We start from the raw sequence: 21,607 nt of genomic DNA on the forward strand, positions 1-21,607 counted from the left end.
TCGTCGACGCGCATAGCAGATCGTCGACCCCGAATCCGGGAAAGAACAGCTTGATTCCTGACAGGCCCACTTCATGCGCAACGTCTTGGCACGGGTGCCCAAGGGGAACGCCGAGATGGTCGCCGCCGCGATCCGCACGATCTTCGCCCAGCTCGACGCCGAGCACGTGCGCTCCCAGCTCGACGTCATCGCCGGCATGCTCGCCCTACCTGCTCCCACAGGTCGAGGCGATGCTGCGGGACGCCGCGGAGCACCTGCTGGCCTTCACCGGCTTCCCCGTAAGCCACTGGAAGAAGATCTGGTCGACCAATCCACTGGAGCGACTGAACAAGGAGATCAAGCGCCGCACCGACGTCGTCGGCGTCTTCCCCAACCCCGAAGCCCTGCACCGCCTCGCCGGCGCGGTCCTCGTGGAGGCCCACGACGAATGGCAGGTCTCCGACCGCCGCTACCTCGCCGAAGGCTCCATGGCCCTGCTCAACCGACCCCAGAACCCGGCGGAGGAGGTAGCGCAGCCGGCACTGATCGCGTCATAGTCCAACCCGCAGAAACTCCCCACGGCCGCGAGTTACACCACCGGACGGGACGTCACCTGCAGCACCGGCTGCGGGCCCGAGCCGAGGACCGGATCCGCTGCCTGAAGGACACCGGACTGCGCAACCTGCCGCTGCACGACTTCGCCGCCAACCAGATCTGGCTGGAACTCGTCGCGCCCGCCGCGGACCTGCTCGCCTGGACCCGCGGCACCTCGCCCTGGCCGACACCCCCGCCCGGACCTGGGAACCCAAACGGCTCCGCCTGCGGCTGCTCAACATCGCCGGCAGATCGAGGCTAAGGGACGGTGTACGCCCCGACGGAACGGCTGCTGTGTCGGGCTGTCGCGCCGGGGTCTCGCGTACGGCGGGTGATGGGTGTATGGCTGTTGCGTGAGCGGTCGGGGGACCGATTTCTTTATCAGCCACGCCGGTCGGGATACCGCCTGGGCGGAGTGGCTGGCCTGGCAGCTGCAGGAGGCCGGCTACGCCGTCGAGCTGGACGTGTGGGATTGGGTTCCGGGCCAGGACTTCGTGGCTCGGATGGAGGCGGCGCTGGAGCGGGCGGACCGGCTGCTGGCGGTGTGCACCGAGGCGTACTTCTCCTCCGCGTTCGGCGGCGCGGAGCTGCGCGCGGCGTTCGCCGGGTCCGCGGCGGAGGAGGGGCGGATCGTGCCGGTGCTGGTCGAGCCGGTCACCCTGCCCTCGTTGTACGCGCCACTGATCCATCTGGACCTGACCGACCTGGACGAGGCCGCGGCGGCGGCCCGGCTGCGGGCTCAGCTGGCCGGCGGCCGGCCGACGAACGCGCCGCCGTTTCCCCGAGCGGGACTAGCGCCGACGGACAAGCCGGGGTTCGCCGGCGTCCTGCCGGAGGTGTGGAAGGTGCCGCCGCGCAATCCGCACTTCACCGGCCGGGACGGCATGCTGGCGGAGCTACGCCGGCGGCTGCGTGCGGGCGAGGGCACGCTGGTGGTGCAGGCGCTCTACGGGCTGGGTGGGGTGGGCAAGACCCAGCTCGCACTCGAGTACGCGCACCGATTCGCCGCCGACTACGACCTGGTGTGGTGGATCGATGCAGAGCAACCCGTGCTCATCCCCGAGACGCTCGCCGGGCTGGCTGTCCGGCTGGGTCTGTCGGCCGGGCCCACGGTTAGCGACACCGTGGAGCGGCTGCTGGCCGAGCTGCGCCGCCGGGACCGCTGGCTGTTGGTCTTCGACAACGCCGAGCGGCCGGCCGACGTCGCCGCCTACCGGCCCGGCGGAACCGGACACGTGCTGATCACCTCCCGCTTCCCCGGCTGGGGCGCTCTCGGCGGGCGGATAGAGGTCGACGTGCTCACTCGACCGGAGACGATCGCGCTGCTGCGCGCCCGCATCCCGGGCCTGGACGCGGAGCTGGCCAATCAGCTCGCCGCCGAGCTCGGCGACCTGCCGCTAGCCGCTGCGCAGGCCGCCGGCTATCTGGAGCAGACCGATCTGCCGGCCGCGGACTATCTGCGCCGGTTCCGCGCCCGCCGCGCCAGCCTGCTCGCCCGCGGCGACGTGGTCGGATATTCCGGGCGGATCGACACCGCCTGGGGGCTGTCGCTGGAGCGGCTGCGCGACGAGGATCCGGCCGCCGTGCAGCTGCTCGAACTGGCCGCCTTCCTCGCTCCCGAACCCATTCCGCTGTTTCTGTTCGCCGACCACCCTGAACTGCTCGGTGAGCCGCTACGCTCCACGGCCGCCGAGCCCGATGTCTTGGCCGACACCGTCGGAGCGCTGGTCGGCTACTCCCTGGCCCGCCGCCACTGCGCCCCGCCCCACGGCGACTGCGAAGGCTTCCAGGTGCACCGGCTGGTGCAGGCGGTGATCCGCCACCGACTTCCTCCCGACCGGCAGCACGCCACCGGCCAGCGGGTGGTGGCGCTCCTGGCCGCCGCATCCCCGGGTGACCCGGAGGATCCGGCCAGGTGGACCGCCTACGCCGAGCTGGCTCCGCACGTGCTCGCCACCGCCCCGTTGGGGGACCACTCTCCCGCCAGCCGGCAATTGGTCTTGGACACCGCCCGCTATCTGCAGGCCCGCGGTGACAGCCACGGCAGCCGGGCTGTCGGCGAACCGGTGCTTGACCGCTGGCGGTGGATCCTCGGCCCCGACCATCCCGACACCCTGACCGCCGCGAGCACTCTCCCCCTTGCCTTGCGCTCGGTGGGGGAGGCGGAGTCGGGCCGCGCGCTGGGCGGGGACACGCTGCGGCGCTGCCGGCGGGTGCTCGGCCCCGACCACCCCACCACCCTGCGGGCGGCGACCACCCTCACCGTCGCGCTGGTCCAGGTAGGCGAGTCGGAGCCGGCCCGCGCGCTGGGCCGGGACACGCAGCGGCGCTGCCGCCGGGTGCTCGGCCCGGAACACACCACCACCCTGCTGGTGGCCACCGCCCTGACCCGCGCCCTGAACCAGCTGGGCGAGTCGGAGCCGGCCCGCGCGCTGGGCCGGGACACGCTGCGGCGCTGCCGGCAGGTGCTCGGCCCCGACCACCCCATCACCCTGCGGGCGGCGACCACCCTCACCTTCGCCCTGATCCGGCGGGGCGACGCCGAGCCGGCCCGCGCCATTGCCAAAGACACGCTGCGGCGCTGCCGCCGGGTACACGGTCCGGACCACACGAGAACCCTGTTGTCCGCGTACGACCTCACCGTCGCCCTGGGCCACCTGGGCGACGCCGAGCCGGCTCGCGCCCTGGGGAAGGACACCCTGCGGCGCTGCCGCCGGGTGCTCGGTCCCGACCACCTGATCACCCTGTGGGCGGCGACCGGTCTCACCCTCGCCCTGGGCCAGCTGGGCGACGCCGAGCCGGCCCGCGCGCTGGGCGAGGACACCCTGAGGCGCGGTCGTCGAGCGCTCCCCCCGGACCACCCGATCATCCATCTTCTGACTTCGGGCGCCGGTAGCGGCCACCTCCTGATCGGCGGCGAAGCGGCCGCGCACGGCCCGAGTCCAACACTGTGAACCTCACGGACGGTCAGGGCGTGCGGAGGGTAGGGGTAGCCCCCAGGTGTGGTTGGCCGCTCACCTGAAAGCCGTGCTCTGCAGCCCGCGCGCGGACGGCCGGAAGGTCCGCGTCGGCGCCGCGGACCCCTTGCGAGCACGGGAATGGTCCGAGCCGCCGGCCCTGCGCGCCGCCGCGATGAACGACCGGAGCGCCTTCTCCAGCTTGGCTTTGTTCTTCTCTGCTAGGTCGATCTCGTGCCGCGTGCGGCGTAGGCAAAGGTGACGGTTTCGGCACCCTCGCGCCCGTCGATGTCATCGGTGATGCTCACGACCTGCTTCGTCGCCATGACCATGATCGTTCACATGTTGGTCAACAACGTCAACGAGCCCCATCGAAAGGTCACCCCCGGGGGGCGAGAATCGGCGCTCGAGCCTTAGAAGCCCTGCACAGTTGCTCGCCGCTTCGGCGCCTGCGACCGCAGACAGCTGCGGCCGCCGACAGCGCGATCAGCGCCCGCGTACCGGTATCTGCACGAGGGCACCTCCTCGCCGCCGCCGCGCCCGGGCCGCGGGGCGCGCTGCTGGCTGCCCCGCGCCGACCAATGTTCTGCCCGGGGGCCGACCGCCCCCACACGCCAGCGTCCTGCTGGCGGCCGGTGAGTCGGTCGTGGCCGTCGCCGAGCGGCTGGGGCACGAGGACGCCTCGCTGGTTCTGAGCACCTACGGGCACCTGATGCCGGACTCGGACGACCGGACGCGCGGCGCCGTCGACGCGGCGTGGGACATAGCCAGTGCCCCGTGTGCCCCGTGCGCCCGGATGTCCCCAGGACGTCCCCTCGGTCCGTTAGTCGGCCAGGTCGACGACCACCGGCGCGTGGTCGCTGGCGCCCTTGCCCTTGCGCTCCTCGCGGTCGATCAGCGCGCCGCTGACCCGGCGCGCGAGCGCGGGGGAGGCGAGGACGAAGTCGATCCGCATGCCCTCGCGGCGGGGGAAGCGCAGCTGGGTGTAGTCCCAGTACGTGTGACTGGGCGCGCGTGACCAGCGCGAAGACGACGACTCGAGGTTTGACCTGCATGAATACATCGCAGTCAATCAGTGCCCATCAGTCCCAACCGCAAGATCATGTGCCCCAGATGTGCTCCAGTCAGCCGCGACCCCCGCCGAAGCGCCCAGCCTGGGAGTCGGGGTGACCGACAGGCAGGCGCCGCGACCGCCCCATGCCCGCTGCCACGCCGTCATCGCCACCGCCCGCCGCGGCGGCGCCCGGTTCTCGATCACCGCCCGGATGGACGCCGCGGTCAAGAAGGCGATCGCCGCGAGCGCCGAGGACGCCTGGACCCCGATCCGCTACCCGCACGCCGTCTGGGACGACGAGGGCCAGTGCTGGGTCTCCGAAGCCGAGGTCGCCGAGATCGGCTTCACCGCGTTCACCTCCCGCCGCAAGACCGACCACATCACCGGGCGGCTGAACGTCCGCCGGGTCAAGCGCTTGAACCCCGCCTCGGTGCCTGAAGGCCAGTCCGAGCTGTTCGCCGCCTACCGCCACCACGCGGTGTTCACCGACTCCCCGCAGCCGATGCTGCAGGCCGAGACCACCCACCGGCAGCACGCGGTCATCGAGCAGATCAACGCCGACCTCAAGGCCGGACCGCTGGCCCACCTGCCCTCGGGGAAGTTCGCGGCGAACTCCGCCTGGCTGGTGCTGGCCGCGATCGCGTTCAACCTCACCCGCGCCGCCGGCGCACTGGCCTCCCAGTTCCATGCCCGGGCGACCACCGGCACCATCCGCACCCAGCTGATCGCCGTCCCGACCCGGATCTCCCGCGCTCCGCCCGCCGGCTGCGGATGCACCTGCCCCGCGACTGGCCCTGGGAACACGCCTGGACCCAGCTCTTCGACGCCACCTGCGGACCACCCGCAGCCGTCTGACCGACCACCGCCCCACCAGGCCCGACCGGAGACCGACAGTGGAAGAGCCGGACAAACCGGCGGCTGCGCTGCGCTCACACCGGCCGATCAAGATCGGATCATGGGCCGACGAACCGACCAAGATCGACGGTGGATCGAGGCTGAGCCTCGCCGACCCGGTCAGGCCGGGCGGGCCAGCAGCTCCGTCAGCGCCCGGTCGATGAACTCGTTGTCCGCCGGGTTCTGGCCCAGCCCGGCGAAGTGCCCGTAGACGGTCGGGATGACCCGGACCTCACCGTTCTCGATGAACTGCGAGGCCCACTCCTCGTCCTCCGGCGGGAAGTACAGGTCGGTCTTCGCCGGCATGGCGAGGACCGGGCAGCGGATCGAGCGCAGCGCGGCCTCGGTGTCGCCGTCGAAGCCCGGAGTCTTCCCGACGTCGCCGTGCTCCCAGGTCCACAGCATCCCCAGCAGGTCGTTGGGGTCGCGCTCGTCGAGCCAGTAGCCCTCCCAGAACCCGACGAGGAAGTCCTCGAGGGAGGAGAAGCCGAGGTTGCGGTACTCCCGCTGCCAGTAGAAGGCCTGGGAGAGACCCCAGCCGGCGTAGATCCGGGCGAAGGCGCGCAGGCCGACGGTCGGGAGCGCGTCGGGGGAGTAGCGCCCGCCGTCGAACACAGGGTCGGCCGTGAGCGCCGCGCGCAGGCTCTTGAGGAAGACCTGGTTGTGCTCGCTGGTGATCGCCGACCCCACGATGGGCGCGGCCCGCTTCACCATCTCCGGGTGGCTGACGGCCCACTGGTAGGTCTGCCCGGCGCCCATCGACGACCCGAGCACCAGCTCGATGGACTCGATGCCCCACTTCTGCGTGAGCAGCCGGTGCTGCACCTCGATCTGGTCGTAGAAGGTCACGCGCGGGAAGTTCGGCCCGTCGTAGGGCGGCGGGGTGTTGCTCGGCGACGTCGACAGGCCGTTGTTCAGCTGGTTGGGGACGACGATGAAGTACTTCTCCGGGTCCAGCGCCCGGCCCGGCCCCGTCGTCCAGTCGTTGGCGTCGTGCCAGGCGCTGTACCAGGTCGGGTGGACGATCACGTTGGACCGGTCGGCGTTCAGCGTGCCGTACGTCTTGTAGGCGAGCCGGGCGCCGCGCAGAGTGGCACCGCCCTGCAGGACGACGTCCCCCAGGTCGAAGAACTCGTGATCGGTCGGCCGTGGCATGGGGGCTCCTGGGTCTCGGGGACGGGTCAGGCGGGCTGGACGGCGGTCTCGTCGAGGAGCTCGACCCGGTCGCCGAGGGCGATCTCGCCGGGCTGCTCGACCGTGGCGTACATGCCGAGGATGACCGCGCCGTTGTCGGGGAGGTGCGCGACCGGGGTGCTCAGGTCGGTGGCGAGCTCGCCGCGGTACCGCACGATCGCCTTGAGCGTGTTGAAGTCGACCACCCCGCTGTCGGGGTTCTCGTTGGTGACCACGCACCGTGGCACCGGACCGACCACGTGGACGGTGGCCCCGCCGATCCGCACGCGCCGGCCGGCCCAGGTGTCCTCCTCGTGCACGTCGCAGCCGTCCACCTCGACCAGCATCCGGAACCGACGGTGGTCCAGCGGCCCGCCGTCGGGGGTGACGCGGCGCAGGTGCTCGATGGTCGCCGACGAGATCAGCGTGACAGGGTGCACGTCGACCGCGTCGCCGGGGCGGTCGACCGCGACCAGGTGCACCTCCTCCCCGACGAAGTCGCTGAGCGCGGCCGACCACGGTCCCTCCACGAGGTGCCCGTCGACGTCCCGCCCGTAGAAGTCAGTGCACACCGCCTCGCCGAGGTCGGCGGCCCGCCCCTCGACGGACGGACGGTCGGGGAAGCGGAGGCGCAGGTGCGGGCTGTCGGCATCGAACTCGGCGGTGAGCCGCACGAGCGGGCCGTGCTGCTTGCCGTTGTAGAGCCGGTACTGGGCGTCCACGAGGTGGAAGCGCCGGTTCTCCAGCACTCCGTTGTCGGTGACCGTCACGGTCTGGGGATGGTGCAGGGCAGTGCCCTTGACCGGGGTGGTCCCGAGGCGGGAGACGAGCGGCATGGCCCTCCGTCCGGAGCGGGGCTCGGGATGGTGCTGATGGCTGTGGACGGTAGCCGGGGCCGGCCGGTCCCGCCGCCGGGTCAGTGCCGGTGCGCCCCGCCGCCGGGCAGCCGTCGTCCCGAGGGCGGACCGGTGACCGTCGGCTCGCCCGTGCGCGCCCGGTCCACCCGGGCCCGGTCCGCCCGTCCCGCGTCGCGCAGCACACCCGTGGAGTGGTGGCCGACCCCCACGCGGTAACGGCGCCGCGCCGGCTGGTCGCAGGCCGGGCACGGCGCCGTGGACGCGGCGTCGCGCATGTCCCGGTTCAGGTCGAAGGGTCCGCACTCGGGGCAGCGGAACTCATACAGCGGCAACGCGGTGCTCCTCTCAGGGGTGGGGCAGGAAGGAAGGCGGTGCGGGGGCGGGCCGGGCCCGCCCCCGCACCACCGGCGTCAGTCGGCCGTCAGATCCCGGCCGCCGCCGGCGCCGCCGGGCAGGATGTTCCGGTCGAAGATGGACAGCGGGATGCTGATCGAGACCGCGCTGTTCGGGATGTCCACCACGCCGCCGATCCGGCCGTCGACCGGCGCCGCCCCCAGGAACAGATAGGCCTGCTCGAAGGTCCAGTCCATGGCCGGCATCAGGAAGTTGATGGCGTTGAGGCAGGCCTGGCGGTAGGCGACGGTCGCGTTCATGTAGTAGTTCCGGCCGTCCTCGACGCTGATGCCCTCGAAGGTGATGAACTCCGAGTAGTTCGGCCCGACCCGACCCGGCTTGAAGAACGGCATGGACTGCTTGTACCTGTCCATCCCGCCCTTGATCAGGTCGAAGTGCAGGTCGATGAACCCGGGCATCTCGATGGCCCCGCAGAAGGTGATCTCGCCGTCGCCCTGGGCGAAGTGCAGGTCGCCGATCGAGAACAGGCCGCCGGTCACGAAGACCGGCATGTAGACCCGGCTGCCGACGCCGAGGTCCTTGATGTCGACGTTGCCGCCGTGCTCCCGCGGCGGGATGGTGCGGCAGGCCTCGGCGGCGGCCCGCTCGAAGTCGCTGCCGCTCAGCGTCCCGAGCAACGCGTCATGGGGCAACGGGGGGAGCGCAAGCCCAGGGACCTGCGGGGCGCCGGGTGTCTCGCCGCCGTGGGCGGGGATGTCACCGGTGACCCGGTCCGGGTTCTGGTCGATCAGTGCCTGTTCCCGGCGGTTCCACTCGGCGAGCAGGTCCGGCGACGGCGCACAGCCGAACAGCCCCGGGTGGGAGTTGCCGATGAACCGCACGCCGGGGACGTGCCGGCTGCTGGTCCAGATCCCGTCGAGGTCCCAGATCGCCTTGGACGCCTGCGGGGAGTAGTCGGTGAGGAAGCCGCCGCCGTTCTCCTTGGCGAAGATCCCGGTGTAACCCCACGGCTGCACGTCGAAGGGGCCGATGTCGACGATGTCGACCACGAGCATGTCGCCGGGCTCGGCGCCCTCGATCGCGAACGGGCCGCTCAGCATGTGACACGGGTCGATGTTCATGTCCCGGATGTCGTCGGCGTCGTCGGTGTTGCGGACCTGGTCGTCGGTCCAGTCCTTGCACTCGATCCGGTACGTGGCGCCGGGCGCGACCGTGTTGGCCGGCGGGATGTCGGGGTGCCAGCGGTTGTGTCCGGGCACCGTCTGGTCGCGCATCGACACGCTCAGGTCACGGTTGATTTCGAAGATTACTTCGGGCACGGGAACTCCTCAGGTCAGTGCGAACGGGATGGACGGACGGTCCTGCTCAGAAGCTCGACTTCGGAACGCCCATGCCAGGGTCGACCCGGGCCGGCCCGGACGACGAGGGCGTGACGTCGACGTCGAAGATCCCGGTCGGGATGTAGACGGTGGAGCAGGAGTTCGGGATGTCGACCACCCCGGAGAGCCGGCCCTCGATCGGCGCGGCGCCGAGGATCATGTACGCCTGCTCGGGGGACCAGCCGAACTTCGTCAGGTAGTCGATCGCGTGCAGGCAGGCCCGCTGGTAGGACAGGTGCGAGTCCAGGTAGCGCTGCTCGCCGTCCAGGGTCACCGACGTCCCGGAGAAGGCCAGCCACTTGTCGTAGCGGGGGTCCACGTTCCCGGGCATGAAGATGGCGTTCTCACTGACCCCGTACGTCTCCATCCCGCCCTTGATCAGGTCGACGTGCAGGTCCATGAAGCCGCCCATCTCGATGGCCCCGCAGAAGGTGATCTCACCGTCGCCCTGGGAGAAGTGCAGGTCGCCCATCGACAGCTTCGCACCGGGCACGAACACCGGGTAGAAGACCCGGCTGCCCTTGGTCAGGTTCTTGATGTCCTGGTTGCCGCCGTTCTCCCGGGGTGGAGCGGTGCGCGCTGCCTCGCCGGCGACGCGGTCGTACTCGGCGCCCTCCAGCCCGCCCAGGATGGCGTCCTGTGGCAGCGGCGGCAGGGCCAGCGGTGGCACGCGGTCGGGGTCGGTGGCGATCAGGGCGCCCTCGCGGCGGTTCCAGCGGGCCAGCAGCTCCGCGGAGGGCGCGGTGCCCATCAGGCCGGGGTGCACGATGCCGGTGAAGGAGACGCCCGGGACGTGCCGGGACGTCGCCGTCTGCCCGGAGAAGTCCCAGATCACCTTGTACGCGTCCGGGAACTGCTCGGTGAGGAAACCGCCACCGTTCTGCGTGGCGAAGATCCCCGTGTACCCCCAGCCCTGCCCGGCGAGCGGGCCGGAATCCTCCTGGGGGATCGGCCCCACGTCGAGGATGTCGACGATCAGCAGGTCGCCGGGCTCGGCGCCCTCCACGGCGAAGGGCCCGCTGAGCACGTGCACCGTGCTGAGCGGCGCGTCCCGGACGTCGTCGGCGGAATCGTCGTTGTGGATGGCGCCGTCGAACCACTCGCGGCAATGCACCCGGAAGCTGTCCCCGGGCCGGACGGTCACCTGCGTCGGGATGTCGGGGTGCCACCGGTTGTGGCCGAGGTACTGCTGCTCGGTGAACTTCTTGCTGGAGTCGAGGGGGAACACGAGTTCGGGCACGGGCTGGCCTCCTGGTCTCGGGAGCGGAACGGTGGGACGGCTGCTCGGTCGGCGGGTCACCTCCTCCGGTCGGCCGGCTGGGACGGGCCGGCGGCCTGCGCGGCGGTCTCGCCCTCGCGCAGTTCGGGCGCCGGGGCGTCGGTTGCCGGGGCTCGCCGGTCACGGAACTTCGGGAACAGGGCCAGGGACAGCAGCAGGACGACGGCGAGCACGATCGCCGACGTCATCACGTTGTCCTGCCACACGCCGGTCAGTAGCAGGAACGCGGGGACGGCGCAGGTCACCACCCCGGCCACGACGGCCACCAGACCGGTGAACCGGGTGAGCCCCTCCCGCTTGAGCCCGAGCACGAGGAAGAACAGCGCCCACAGCACCGCCCAGTACAGCCAGATGACACCGAAGGCCGGGTCGTCGAGCCGGCCGAAGTTCAGCCCCGCGAAGACCACCGCGCAGCCCGCCACGAAGGCGGAGAACCAGCCAAGCCCGGTGCCGTCCAGGCCGTAGATGAGGTTCAGGCCGACGTACAGGTAGGTGAAGCCGAACAGGTAAAGGCCGGAGGCGCCGAGGACCACGTCCGGGTCGCCCCCCGAGGTGATGATCAGGTAGGTCGGCGTGAACACCTGCAGCGCGCCGACGAAGAAGTTCAGCGGCGCGGCCGCCCGGGCGTCCACCCGGCCCAGCAGCATCAGGCCGTTGACGATCAGGACCGCTCCGACGTACAGCAGACCGACGCTGGCCATGTCGGTCACTCCCCTCTGTGAGTGGGTCGGGTTCCCGTGGACCTGCGGAGCGCCCCGCCGTCAGGGGCGGGGCAGCCGGCTCAGGGCCGGATTGCGCAGCACGTCGGCTCGCCGGCCGGGGCCCCGCCCCGGAGGCGGTGAGGAGACGACGTCGGGTTCGTCCCGGGTGCGCTCCGTGCGCTCGACGAGAGCGCGCCGCACCGGGGAGCCGAAGGACAGGCGGGGTGCGGTGAACACCCGCGCGGCGGGCGTCCCACAGGCCGGGCACTCGACCGCGGCCGGGGCGGCGCCCATCGCGCAGCGGGTCTCGGTCGTGCCGTGGTCGGGGCATCGGTACAGGTAGACGGCGATGTCGGACCTCCGGGTGCACCGGCGGAGGGGCACTTGGCCCCTCGGACCAGGCGGACATTCGTCCCGGCCACCGGAGGCGATCAAGGCGCTGGATCCCGCACAGGCCGCGGTCCCGACGCCGCGCGGCGCGTCGTGACGCACCGGATGGAGCCCCCCGGGCATTTCGCGGCGATGTCGAACGTGTGTCCTGCGTGTTTCGGGACACGCCGGGCGCGGCGCCCGCTTGACCGGGCACGGCCTGGTAGGGACGTTGAGCCAAGTCCACCGCTGCCGAGCCCGGAGGGTCCGAGGGTGGAGCGGCCCGTCGTGTCCGGCGCGGTGGCGAACCTCGCCGCCGGGACGCTGTTCGGCTGGAGCCTGGTCGCCGAGCAGGCGGCCGCGGACGTCGGCGCACCGGGCTCCGCGGGCGCCGCCGTCTTCGCGGTCTCGATCGCCGTCTTCACGGCCGCGTTGCTGGCCGCGGGCCGGGCGCTTCCCGCCGTGGGGCCCCGGCGGCTGCTCGGCGGTGCCGCCGGGCTGGCGGCCACCGGCCTCGGTGGAGCGGCGGCCGTGCCGCATCCGCTGGCGCTGTGGGGCGGGGTGGGGGCGCTGTTCGGCACCGCGAGCGGACTCGCCTCCGGCGTCGCGGTCGGGCTCGCCGCCCGGTCCCCACCTCCCGCCGCGGCACGGCGACCGACCTGGTCGTCGCCGCCTACGCCGCCGGTCCGGTGCTCCTCGGCCTGGCTGCTCCAGCGGCGCTCGCCGCCGTCGGCTGGCGGGCCTGCCTGGGCGCGCTGGCGGTGATGGTCGGCGGCCTGCTGGCGGGGGCGGCACTGCTCGCCCCCGCCGACCGCCCTGAGCGCCGTGGCACGGCGGCGGCCGGGCCGCTGCCGCGGCGGACCCTTGTGCTGCTCTGGGTGCTCTTCGCCGGTGGGGCCGCTCCCGGGCTCCTGGTGTTCGCCGTGGCTGCCCCGGTGGCCGCCGACCGCGGCCTGAGCTCCGGCGTGGCCGGCGCGGCGGTCTCGCTGCTGGCCGCCGGCAACCTGGTCGGGCGGCTGGTCGCCGGCTGGTGGTCCGACCGGATCGGCCGGCCGCCTGCGCTGGCGACGGCGCTGGGCGTCGCCGCCATCTCCGCGGCGAGTCTCGGCAGACCGACGGCCCCCTGGCTCGTCCTCGGCGCCTTCGCCGGCACGGGGCTGGCCTACGGCGCGGTCTCCGCGCTGGTCCCGGCGGTCACGGCGGACCGGGTCGTGGTGTGCGCCTTCCCCCGGGCCTACGGTCGGGTCTTCACCGGCTGGGGCTGCGCGGGACTCGTGGCGCCGCTCGCCGGGGGAGCCCTCACCGGCGCCGGCGCCCGCGGACGTGCGCCCGTCCGAGGTTCAGGCGTGGGCCACCGACCGGTCGAGGGTGCTGGCCCCGACCACCCTGCGACAAGCGGTCGGGCTGCTGCGAAGCGTGTACGGGGCCGCGGTCCTCGACAGGCTGGTGGCCTCCTCACCCGTCGTCCGCATCCAACTTTCTCGGCACGAGAGGGAGCGGGTCGTGCCGCTGTCGGTCGAGCAGGTCGCGGCCCTCGCCCAGGCCATGCCGGAGCGCTACCGGATCATGGTCCTCACTCAGGCCGGACTCGGCCTTCGGATCGGCGAGCTGCTGGCTCTACGCGTCGCGGACGTCGACTTCCTGCGCCGCACCGTGCGGATCGAGTGGCAGTTCACCCAGGGGTCGAAGGGGGAGCGGAGCGAGCCAAAGACTCCCCGGTCGAGGCGGACCGTGCCGCTGCCCCGCATGGTCGCCGACGTGCTGGCGGCCCACCTGGCGGCGTACCCAGCGGCCGAAGACGGGACGATCTTCACTACCGGGAAGGGCACCGCGCTCGGGCACGTCTACTACCGCCACAACCTGATCCGTCGGGCGGTGACCGAGGCGGGGCTGCCGAAGGGAACGACGAGTCATGACCTGCGGCACCACTACGCGAGCGTCCTGCTCGCGGCCGGTGAGTCGGTCGTGGCGGTGGCCGAGCGGCTGGGGCACGAGGACGCCTCGCTGGTCCTGAGCACCTACGGGCACCTGATGCCGGACTCGGACGACCGGACGCGCAGCGCCATCGACGCGGCGTGGGACACAGCCGGCGCCTCGTGTGCCCCAGATGTGCCCCAGGGCGCCCGGTCGGTCCGTTAGTCGGCCAGCTCGACCACGACGGGGGCGTGGTCGCTGGCGCCCTTGCCCTTGCGCTCCTCGCGGTCGATCAGCGCCCCGCTGACCCGGCGGGCGAGCGCGGGGGAGGCGAGCACGAAGTCGATCCGCATGCCCTCGCGACGGGGGAAGCGCAGCTGGGTGTAGTCCCAGTACGTGTAGACGCCGGGCCCCGGGGTGTACGGCCGGACGACGTCGGTGAAGCCGCTCTCGACCACCCCGCGGAACGCCGCCCGCTCGGGCTCGGAGACGTGCGTGGAGTGCGCGAACACCGACATGTCCCACACGTCGTCGTCCTGCGGGGCGATGTTCCAGTCGCCGACCAACGCGACCTGGGCGTCGGCGTCGGTGGTCAGCCAGCCGCCCGCGGCGACGCGCAACGCCTCCAGCCACTGCAGCTTGTACTGCAGGTGCGGATCGGCCAGCGTGCGGCCGTTGGGCACGTACAGGCTCCACACCCGCACCCCGCCGCAGGTGGCCCCCAGCGCGCGGGCCTCGGCGGCCGGCTCGACGCCCTCCTTGGCCGCCCAGGTCGGCATGCCGGGGAAGCCGACCTCGACGTCGGACAGCCCCACCCGGGACAGCAGCGCGACGCCGTTCCACTGCGAGTGGCCGACGTGCGCGACCTCGTAGCCCAGCGCGCGGAACCGCTCCTCCGGGAACTGGTCGTCCCGGCACTTGGTCTCCTGCAGTGCGACGACGTCGACGTCACTGCGCCGCAGCCAGGCCTCCACCCGGTCGGCTCGACTGCGGATGGAGTTCACGTTCCACGTTGCCAGGCGCACGGGGGACCAGCCTAGGTGGCCAGGCGGTACCCGCGCTTGACCACCGTGCTGACCACCGGTGCACCGAGCGCGGCCCGCAGTCGCGCCACGGCGACCTCCACTGCGTGCCCGTCCTGGCCGCCGGACAGCTCGGTGAGCAGGTCGGCGCGAGACAGCACTGTCCCCGGCCGGCGCGCCAGGGCGCGCAGCACCGCTATCGACCCCGGGGGCAGCTCGACCAGGTTCCCGTCGAGGACGACGGCGTGCCCGCGGACCTGCACGCGGTGCCGGCCGCAGTCCACGACCGGGTCGCGCTCCGGCAGCCGGGCGACCACCTCCCGGGCGAGCGCCCCCAGCCGGGCGCGCGCGGGCTGCACGGCGGTCACCCCGGCGGCCGTGAGCAGGCCGGCGGTCACCGGGCCGACGGCGAAGGGGACGACGGAGCAGCGCAGCGCCCGCAGCACGTCGTCCCGCACCCCCGCCTTGGTGGCGACCTGCAGCAGGCTCCCGGCCGCCGGTGCGCTCGTGAAGGTCACCGCGTCCACCCCGCCAGCCGCGACGGCGTCGACCAGCCGGCGGAGCGGCCCGGTGTCCTCCGGCGGCACCCACCGGTAGACGGGGACCCGCACGACCTCGGCACCGGCGGAGACCAGCCCGCTGACCAGGTCGGGGAGCGGGTCGCCGTGCAGCTGGACGGTGACCCGCCGGCCGGCCAGCGGTCCCGCGGCGCCGGAGAGCAGGTACTGGAGCACCTCTGCCGAGCTCTCCGACGGCGGTGACCAGGCGTCGACCAGCCCGGCGCCGCGGATGGCGCCGCGCGCCTTCGGGCCGCGCGCGATCACCCGCGCCCCCTCCAGGTGCTCGCGCAGCGGCAGGTCCCAGGCCTCGGCCGCCTCCAGCCACCCGCGGAAGCCGACCCCGGTGGTCACCACCACCAGGTCGACCGGTGCGGCGAGCACCGAGCGGGTCGCCGCCACGAGCTCGGCGTCGTCCGGGAGCGGCACGATGCGGATCGCCGGTGCGTAGGACCACCCGCGCGCCGCGTCGCTTGAGGAGCGCGCCCAGCTCCTCGCGTCGGCGGGCCGCGGTGACCGCGACCGGGTACCCCGCGAGGGGTGGCGGCTCGGCTCCCGGCGGCAGGGTGCTGTGCAGCTCGGCTCCCCGCTCGCTCACCGGGATGCGAGCGGCGGACCGACCTCGACCAGTCCCTCCCGCAGCCGGACGGCGTGCACCGGCAGCCGCACCGCGGCGTCGTCCGGGGCGTCGAGGCACACGCCGGTGCGCAGGTCGAAGACCTGCTTGTACATCGGCGAGGCGACCGTCGGGACCTCACCCCGGGTGCCGACGATGCCGCGGGCGATCACGTAGGCGGCGCTGAACGGGTCGCGGTGACCCACGGCGTGCACGCTGCCGTCGAACAGCCGGAACAGCGCCACCTGCCGGCCGTCGACCAGGGCGGCGACGCCGCGTTCGGGCTGCAGGTCCGCGACGGCGCAGACCGGCGTCCAGGGACTGGCGTCCGGGTCCGCGTCGGCAGAGGGGGCGAGGGTGGTCACGGGTGGAGCACCTCCAGGCGCGGTCCGGCGACGAGGACGGCGCCGGACCGGCCGGTCGCGTCGTCCGCGCGCTCGTCGGCGGTCATCGGTCGTGGCTGGCCGCGTTCGACGACGTAGGCCAGCGACGGGTCGGGGGAGTCCGGGGCGTTGACGAAGGAGGCGAAGCGCCGCAGCTTCTCCGGGTCCTCGAGGGTGGCCCGCCACTCGTCGGTGTAGCCCTCGACGTGGGCGGCCATCGCCGCGTCGAGGTCGGCGGCGATGCCCAGGCTGTCGTCCAGGACGACGGCCCGCACGTGGTCCAGGCCGCCCTCGATCTCCTCCAGCCAGGGCGCGGTGCGCTGCAGCCGATCGGCGGTGCGCACGTAGTAGACGAGGAACCGGTCGATCGTGCGGACCAGCGTCGCGGTGTCCAGGTCCTCGGCCAGCAGCCGCGCGTGCCGCGGCGTGAACCCGCCGTTGCCGCCGACGTAGAGGTTCCAGCCCTTGTCGGTGGCGATCACGCCGACGTCCTTGCCGCGCGCCTCGGCGCACTCGCGGGCGCAGCCGGACACCCCCAGCTTGATCTTGTGCGGGGACCGCAGCCCCCGGTAGCGCAGCTCCAGTGCGACGGCGAGGGCCACGGAGTCCTGCACGCCGTAGCGGCACCACGTGGAACCGACGCAGGACTTCACCGTGCGCAGCGCCTTGCCGTAGGCATGGCCGGACTCGAAGCCGGCGTCCACCAGGCGCTGCCAGATGGCCGGCAGCAGCTCGACCCGGGCACCGAACAGGTCGATCCGCTGCCCGCCGGTGATCTTGGTGTAGAGGCCGAAGTCCCGGGCCACCTCGCCGATGGCGATCAGGCCCTCCGGGGTCACCTCGCCGCCGGGGATCCGCGGCACCACCGAGTAGGTGCCGTCCTTCTGGATGTTGGCCATCACGTGGTCGTTGGTGTCCTGCAGCGTGGCCCGCTCGCCGTCCAGGACGTGCCGGCCGTCGAGGCTGGCCAGCACAGAGGCGACGACGGGCTTGCAGATGTCGCAGCCCCGGCCCCGGCCGTACCGGTCGACCAGCTCGCTGAAGCTGCTGATCCCGGTCACCCGGACGATGTCGAACAGCTGGGCCCGGCTCACGTCGAAGTGCTCGCACAGGGCCGTGCTGACCGCCACGCCGGCGGCCTCGAGCTCGGTGCCGACCAGCTTCTTGACCAGTGGCAGGCAGGAGCCGCAGCTGGTGCCGGCCCGGGTGCACGCCTTCACCGCACCGAGGTCGGTGCACCCGTCGCAGCGCACCGCGTCGCGGATGGCGCCCGCGGAGACGTTGTTGCAGGAGCAGACCGCGGCGTCGTCGGGCAGCCCGGCCGTGACCGGGCCGCCCTCGGCGCCCTCCGGCAGCAGCCACGCGGCCGGGTCACCACCCAGCTCCCGGCCCACCATCGGGCGCAGCGCGGCATAGGCACCCGCGTCACCGACCAGGATCCCGCCGAGCAGGGTGCGGGCGTCGTCGGAGAGGACCAGTTTTTTGTAGACGCCGGCCACGGGGTCGCCGTAGACGACCGACAGGGCGCCCGGCGCGGTGCCGAACGCGTCTCCGAAGCTGGCCACGTCGACCCCGAGCAGCTTGAGCTTGGTGGACAGGTCGGGGTCGGGGAACTCGGCCGCGCCCCCGAGCAGCCGGTCGGCGACGATCTCGGCCATCGTGTAGCCCGGCGCCACCAGGCCGTAGGTCCGGCCCGCCACGCTGGCGACCTCGCCGACGGCCCAGATCGCCGGGTCCTCGGTGCGGCAGGTGGTGTCCACGGCGATCCCGCCGCGGGGGCCGACCGCGAGGCCGCACGCCCGGGCCAGCTCGTCGCGCGGGCGCACGCCGGCGGCGAAGACGACGACGTCGACGTCCAGGTGGTCGAGACCGGCGGCGGAGCCCTCGGCGGCGTGCATCCGCGCCACCCGGCCGTCGCGGCCGGCGGTGAGCCGCGCCGTCGCCGTCCCCGCGTGGACCTGCACGCCGAGCGCACCGACCAGGCGGGCCAGCGCCTCCCCGCCCCCCTCGTCGACCTGCAGCGGCATCAGCCGAGGGGCGAACTCGACCACGTGGGTGTCCACGCCCAGCGCGGTCAGCGCGCCGGCCGCCTCCAGCCCCAGCAACCCACCGCCGACGACCGCACCCACCACCCGGCGCGGGGTCCGGCGTCCCTGCAGGCGCGCGGCGGCGTCGGCCACGAACTGCCTCAGCGCGGCGACGTCGTCGACGGTGCGGTAGACGAAGCAGCCGGACAGGTCCCGGCCTCCCACGGGCGGCACGAACGCCGAGGACCCGGTGGCCAGGACGAGGGCGTCGTAGCCGACCTCGCGGCCGGCGCTCGTGGTGACCCGGCGAGCGTCCCGGTCGATCGCGGTGACCGCCTCCCCGCGGCGCAGCTGCACCCCCGGGGTGTCCCAGAGCCCCGGCTGGCCGAGGGAGAGGTCGTCGGGGTCACGGCCGGAGAAGTAGGAGGTGAGCGCGACCCGGTCGTAGGGCGCCCGCGGCTCCTCGGCCAGCACGGTCACCTGCCAGCCGCCCTCGGCGACGGCGCCGCGGTCGACCAGCGCCTCCACGAGCCGGTGGGCGACCATGCCCCCGCCGACGACGACCAGCTGTCGGCAGTCTGCGAACGTCATGCGGGGAAGTTATGACCGCGTCGTTACGCGCCGCCGCCACCGGCGTTACGTGACGGCAAGGTCCGCCGCACAGCGGCCGCGACCCCCGCGTGAGGTCGCGGCGCGACCGGTCAGGCCTGGGGCAGGGGGGCGAGCTCGGTGTCCTGCTTGGCCTGCATCCGGGCCCGCAGCCGCTCCCGGCTCTCCACGAACCGGGTGGCCTGCGCGTCCAGGCCGGTCAGGAACTCGGCCAGCTCCTCGCGCGCCTTCTCGCCCTCGGGCCCGAGGTCGGTGCGCTCGAACACCTTCCAGGCGCGCAGCACGGGGGTGATGACCTCGTCGTGGTGCAGGCGCAGGTCGTAGATCCCGGCCTTGGCGATGATCACCGAGTTCTTGCGGAAACCGGCCATGGTCGCGCCGGGCATCTCGAACCGGATGACCTCGTCGGTGACGGCGCGCATCGTGGCGTCGGGGTCGATGTCGAACGCCCCGGAGACCAGGTTCCGGTAGAAGACCATGTGCAGGTTCTCGTCCTTGGCGATCCGGCCGAGCAGCCGCTCGGCGATCGGGTCGCCGGTGGCCTTGCCGGTGTTGCGGTGGCTCACCCGGGTCGCAAGCTCCTGGAAGGAGACGTAGGCGACCGTCTGCAGCGGGGTCCGGTCACCGGAGTCGTAGCCGGAGGTCATGTAGTCCATCCGGGCGCGTTCGAGCTCCACCGGGTCGACGCCGCGGGTGACGACGAGGTAGTCGCGCAGCGCGATGCCGTGCCGGTTCTCCTCCGCCGTCCACCGGCCGACCCAGGTCCCCCAGGCGCCGTCCCGGCCGAAGCGGGTGGCGATCTCCCGGTGGTAGCTGGGGAGGTTGTCCTCGGTGAGCAGGTTGGTGAACATCGCGGCCCTGGCCGTCTCGTCGAGCCGGGACTGCTCCGGGGACCAGTCCTCGCCGCCGAGGAGGGCGAAGTCCCGCCCCTCGGACCACGGGATGTAGTCGTGCGGGTGCCACTCCTGGGCCAAGGCGAGGTGGCGGTCGAGGTTCTCCGCGACGACCGGCTCGAGCTCGGTGAGCAGCGCCCCCTGGCGCGACGTCTGGGACACGAGGGCCTCCTGGGTCCGTTGCCTACGGTCTCGGAACCTACGGCACCGTAAGAACACCGCAGGGATGGGTCCTACCCCCTCCGGTGATCGACAGTCCGCCGGAGTCGAGGCGGAGGTCACCGCCGCGCCCGCCCGATGCTCGGCCGCGGTCACGCGGGCCCGTGTCAGCGCGCTGAACAGTGGGAACATGTCCGGATGACCGGCATCGGCGAGCAGACGGGCCCCGCGTGAGCGACTCCGCACCGACGTCCCGTCGACCCGGCCGGGACGCCGGCGCGCCCGAGCGTGACGAGGAGGCGATCGAGGTGGCGACTGCCCGCCGCCGCGGGTTCGGCTCCGCTCTCGCGCTCACCGTCGTCGGCGCCGTCCTGCCCGGCACGGCCCACCTCGCCGCCGGCCGCCGCAAGGTCGGGGCCACCCTCCTGGTGCTGCTCCTGCTCCTCGTCGGTGCCGGCGTGTGGCTGGCCACCGGCGGGCGGCGGGAGGCCCTCCGGCTCGCGGTCGATACCGCCGCGCTGCGCTGGGTCCTCATCGGCGCCGCCGCGCTGGGGCTGGTGTGGCTGGTCGTCGTCGTGTCCGGGTACCGCGCGCTGCTGCCGCGCGGCAGCCGGCCGTGGCAGAAGGGCCTCGGCGCCCTGGTCGTCGCGCTGCTGTGCGCGGGGGTGGCCGGCCCGGCGTACCTCGTCGTCCAGTTCGCCGCCGCGCAGCGCGAGCTGGTCGACAACGTCTTCGCCGACCGCGAGAGCGCCACGGTGCCCACCCCGGCCGACGAGTCCGACCCGTTCGGCAACCGGTCCGACCCGTTCGGCAACCGGGACGAGGTCAACTTCCTGCTGCTCGGCGGCGACGGCGGGGTGGGGCGCGAGGGCGTGCGCACCGACACGGTGATCGTGGCCAACGTCCAGACCGAGACCGGCCGGACGACGCTGTTCAGCCTGCCCCGCAACCTGGAGGACCTGCCGTTCCCGGCCGACAGCCCGCTGGCCGAGGTCTACCCGGACGGCTTCGAGGCCGGCAGCGAGGCCGAGAGCCTGCTCAACGCCGTCTACCGCAACGGGCCCGAGTGGTACCCGGACATCCTGGGGCCCACGGACGACCCGGGCGCGGACTTCTTGAAGCTGGGCGTCGGCGAGGCGCTCGGCCTGGACATCGACTACTTCGTGCTGGTGAACCTGGAGGGGTTCGCCCGGCTGGTCGACGCCCTCGGCGGCATCACGGTCAACGTCAACTACTTCGTCCCGGTCAACGGGATCGAGGGGCAGGAGCTCCCCGACGCCTACATCGCCCCGGGGCCGGACCAGCACATGGACGGCACCCGCGCGTTGGACTACGCGCGCGGCCGGTACGGCCTGTCGGACTACCTGCGGATGGACCGGCAGCGCTGCGTGATCGACGCGATCGTGGACGCCGCCGATCCGGTGACCGTGCTGGCCCGCTACCGCCAGCTCGCGGCCACCACCCAGGACATCGTCTCCACCGACCTGCCGCAGTCGCTGCTCGACGACGTCGTGGACCTCGCGTTCCGGGTCAAGGGCCAGACGATCCGCAGCGTGGTCTTCGACGACACCGTGATCAACCCGGCCTACCCGGACTACGACCTCATCCGCTCCGTGGTGCAGCAGGCCCTGGCGGACCCGGCGGACACCACGCCGACCGGCAGCGCGCCGTCCTCGGCCCCCTCCACCGCACCCGCCCCGGTGCCGACGGGGTCGGCCGCGCCGACGTCGGCCGGGAACCCGGCGGCCGCGGTCACCGACGTGTGCGCCTACGACCCGGTGCGGGCGCAGGCCGCGCTCGACGAGGGCGAGCCGCCCAGCAAGCAGGGCTGAACCTC

At 73.1% G+C, this 21,607-nt stretch carries 19 protein-coding genes and 4 pseudogenes; 8 read left to right on the forward strand and 15 right to left on the reverse strand.

Annotated elements, in window-relative coordinates; all coding sequences use genetic code 11:
- Positions 1–61 precede the first annotated feature (61 nt).
- From HK417_RS20885 to fxsT, 3 genes and pseudogenes are all read left to right on the forward strand, one after another.
- Positions 62–536 (forward strand): annotated as a pseudogene (locus HK417_RS20885) (transposase); the annotation flags it as partial.
- Between the two features lie 56 nt (positions 537–592).
- Positions 593–825: pseudogene (locus HK417_RS20890) on the forward strand (transposase); the annotation flags it as partial.
- A gap of 101 nt (positions 826–926) precedes the next feature.
- Positions 927–3,527, forward strand: coding sequence for an FxSxx-COOH system tetratricopeptide repeat protein (gene fxsT, locus HK417_RS20895; RefSeq protein ID WP_222271005.1), 2,601 nt, complete (start codon positions 927–929; stop codon positions 3,525–3,527).
- 60 nt (positions 3,528–3,587) lie between these two features.
- Here fxsT and HK417_RS27025 read toward each other — a convergent pair whose 3' ends face one another.
- The 3 genes from HK417_RS27025 to HK417_RS27030 all read right to left on the reverse strand — a co-directional run bounded on the left by HK417_RS27025 (position 3,588) and on the right by HK417_RS27030 (position 4,593).
- Complete coding sequence (locus HK417_RS27025) at positions 3,588–3,761, reverse strand: hypothetical protein (RefSeq protein WP_222271191.1); 174 nt, start codon at positions 3,759–3,761, stop codon at positions 3,588–3,590.
- Positions 3,752–3,856: an Lsr2 family protein gene (locus HK417_RS20905; RefSeq protein WP_222271014.1), complete on the reverse strand. Its 105-nt coding sequence runs from the start codon at positions 3,854–3,856 to the stop codon at positions 3,752–3,754. The genes HK417_RS27025 and HK417_RS20905 overlap by 10 nt, the downstream gene beginning before the upstream one ends.
- A gap of 497 nt (positions 3,857–4,353) precedes the next feature.
- Positions 4,354–4,593, reverse strand: coding sequence for an endonuclease/exonuclease/phosphatase family protein (locus tag HK417_RS27030; protein ID WP_368858537.1), 240 nt, complete (start codon positions 4,591–4,593; stop codon positions 4,354–4,356).
- A gap of 646 nt (positions 4,594–5,239) precedes the next feature.
- Here HK417_RS27030 and HK417_RS27310 point away from each other — a divergent pair.
- Positions 5,240–5,439: pseudogene (locus HK417_RS27310) on the forward strand (IS1380 family transposase); the annotation flags it as partial.
- A 159-nt stretch (positions 5,440–5,598) separates the two neighbouring features.
- On the opposite strand, the gene HK417_RS20920 reads toward HK417_RS27310, so the two are convergent.
- From HK417_RS20920 to HK417_RS20950, 7 genes are all read right to left on the reverse strand, one after another.
- Positions 5,599–6,633: an alpha/beta fold hydrolase gene (locus tag HK417_RS20920; protein ID WP_222271025.1), complete on the reverse strand. Its 1,035-nt coding sequence runs from the start codon at positions 6,631–6,633 to the stop codon at positions 5,599–5,601.
- 26 nt (positions 6,634–6,659) lie between these two features.
- The gene (locus HK417_RS20925) at positions 6,660–7,487 is read right to left on the reverse strand and encodes an MOSC domain-containing protein (RefSeq protein ID WP_222271033.1); all 828 of its coding nucleotides are present in this window, start codon (positions 7,485–7,487) and stop codon (positions 6,660–6,662) included.
- 80 nt (positions 7,488–7,567) lie between these two features.
- Positions 7,568–7,840, reverse strand: coding sequence for an FmdB family zinc ribbon protein (locus tag HK417_RS20930; protein WP_222271034.1), 273 nt, complete (start codon positions 7,838–7,840; stop codon positions 7,568–7,570).
- Between the two features lie 78 nt (positions 7,841–7,918).
- Positions 7,919–9,181, reverse strand: coding sequence for a formamidase (gene fmdA, locus HK417_RS20935; RefSeq protein WP_222271035.1), 1,263 nt, complete (start codon positions 9,179–9,181; stop codon positions 7,919–7,921).
- 46 nt (positions 9,182–9,227) lie between these two features.
- Entirely contained in the window at positions 9,228–10,481 is a 1,254-nt protein-coding gene (fmdA, locus tag HK417_RS20940; RefSeq protein ID WP_222271036.1) for a formamidase, read from the reverse strand.
- 56 nt (positions 10,482–10,537) lie between these two features.
- Complete coding sequence (locus HK417_RS20945) at positions 10,538–11,221, reverse strand: AmiS/UreI family transporter (protein WP_222271037.1); 684 nt, start codon at positions 11,219–11,221, stop codon at positions 10,538–10,540.
- Positions 11,222–11,281: 60 nt separating this feature from the next.
- Positions 11,282–11,605 carry a zinc ribbon domain-containing protein gene (locus HK417_RS20950; protein WP_308123738.1) on the reverse strand — a complete coding sequence of 108 codons (324 nt, stop codon included), beginning with the start codon at positions 11,603–11,605 and terminating at the stop codon, positions 11,282–11,284.
- 258 nt (positions 11,606–11,863) lie between these two features.
- Here HK417_RS20950 and HK417_RS20955 point away from each other — a divergent pair, with 258 nt between their 5' ends.
- The 3 genes and pseudogenes from HK417_RS20955 to HK417_RS20960 all read left to right on the forward strand — a co-directional run bounded on the left by HK417_RS20955 (position 11,864) and on the right by HK417_RS20960 (position 13,729).
- Entirely contained in the window at positions 11,864–12,355 is a 492-nt protein-coding gene (locus HK417_RS20955) for a hypothetical protein (RefSeq protein ID WP_222271038.1), read from the forward strand.
- Positions 12,355–12,885 (forward strand): annotated as a pseudogene (locus tag HK417_RS27035) (MFS transporter); the annotation flags it as partial. The gene HK417_RS20955 and the pseudogene HK417_RS27035, both read left to right, overlap by 1 nt.
- A 73-nt stretch (positions 12,886–12,958) precedes the next feature.
- Positions 12,959–13,729 carry a tyrosine-type recombinase/integrase gene (locus tag HK417_RS20960; RefSeq protein ID WP_308123739.1) on the forward strand — a complete coding sequence of 257 codons (771 nt, stop codon included), beginning with the start codon at positions 12,959–12,961 and terminating at the stop codon, positions 13,727–13,729.
- Here HK417_RS20960 and HK417_RS20965 read toward each other — a convergent pair.
- The 5 genes from HK417_RS20965 to HK417_RS20985 all read right to left on the reverse strand — a co-directional run bounded on the left by HK417_RS20965 (position 13,726) and on the right by HK417_RS20985 (position 19,773).
- Positions 13,726–14,529, reverse strand: a complete 804-nt coding sequence (locus HK417_RS20965; protein WP_222271040.1) for an exodeoxyribonuclease III — start codon at positions 14,527–14,529, stop codon at positions 13,726–13,728. The genes HK417_RS20960 and HK417_RS20965 overlap by 4 nt on opposite strands.
- An 11-nt stretch (positions 14,530–14,540) precedes the next feature.
- Positions 14,541–15,512: a uroporphyrinogen-III synthase gene (locus HK417_RS20970; RefSeq protein ID WP_308123740.1), complete on the reverse strand. Its 972-nt coding sequence runs from the start codon at positions 15,510–15,512 to the stop codon at positions 14,541–14,543.
- Positions 15,513–15,677: 165 nt separating this feature from the next.
- Complete coding sequence (nirD, locus tag HK417_RS20975) at positions 15,678–16,064, reverse strand: nitrite reductase small subunit NirD (protein WP_222271043.1); 387 nt, start codon at positions 16,062–16,064, stop codon at positions 15,678–15,680.
- Positions 16,061–18,700 carry a nitrite reductase large subunit NirB gene (gene nirB / locus HK417_RS20980; protein WP_222271061.1) on the reverse strand — a complete coding sequence of 880 codons (2,640 nt, stop codon included), beginning with the start codon at positions 18,698–18,700 and terminating at the stop codon, positions 16,061–16,063. Before nirB ends, nirD begins: the two co-directional genes overlap by 4 nt.
- 110 nt (positions 18,701–18,810) lie before the next feature.
- Positions 18,811–19,773: an acyl-ACP desaturase gene (locus HK417_RS20985; RefSeq protein ID WP_222271063.1), complete on the reverse strand. Its 963-nt coding sequence runs from the start codon at positions 19,771–19,773 to the stop codon at positions 18,811–18,813.
- A 227-nt stretch (positions 19,774–20,000) separates the two neighbouring features.
- Here HK417_RS20985 and HK417_RS26620 point away from each other — a divergent pair, with 227 nt between their 5' ends.
- Positions 20,001–21,602 (forward strand): LCP family protein, encoded by a 1,602-nt coding sequence (locus tag HK417_RS26620; RefSeq protein WP_308123741.1) that lies wholly within the window; start codon positions 20,001–20,003, stop codon positions 21,600–21,602.
- Positions 21,603–21,607: the final 5 nt, after the last annotated feature.

The sequence above is a fragment of the Modestobacter marinus genome (assembly GCF_019799945.1).
In the GTDB taxonomy this organism is placed as follows: domain Bacteria; phylum Actinomycetota; class Actinomycetes; order Mycobacteriales; family Geodermatophilaceae; genus Modestobacter; species Modestobacter marinus_B.

Coding starts and splice junctions, on each gene's coding strand:
- HK417_RS20905 (WP_222271014.1), bottom strand. CDS start 3,856: ATGGCGACGAAGCAGGTCGTGAGCATCACCGATGACATCGACGGGCGC.
- HK417_RS27030 (WP_368858537.1), bottom strand. CDS start 4,593: ATGTATTCATGCAGGTCAAACCTCGAGTCGTCGTCTTCGCGCTGGTCA.
- HK417_RS20920 (WP_222271025.1), bottom strand. CDS start 6,633: ATGCCACGGCCGACCGATCACGAGTTCTTCGACCTGGGGGACGTCGTC.
- HK417_RS20925 (WP_222271033.1), bottom strand. CDS start 7,487: ATGCCGCTCGTCTCCCGCCTCGGGACCACCCCGGTCAAGGGCACTGCC.
- HK417_RS20945 (WP_222271037.1), bottom strand. CDS start 11,221: ATGGCCAGCGTCGGTCTGCTGTACGTCGGAGCGGTCCTGATCGTCAAC.
- nirB (WP_222271061.1), bottom strand. CDS start 18,700: ATGACGTTCGCAGACTGCCGACAGCTGGTCGTCGTCGGCGGGGGCATG.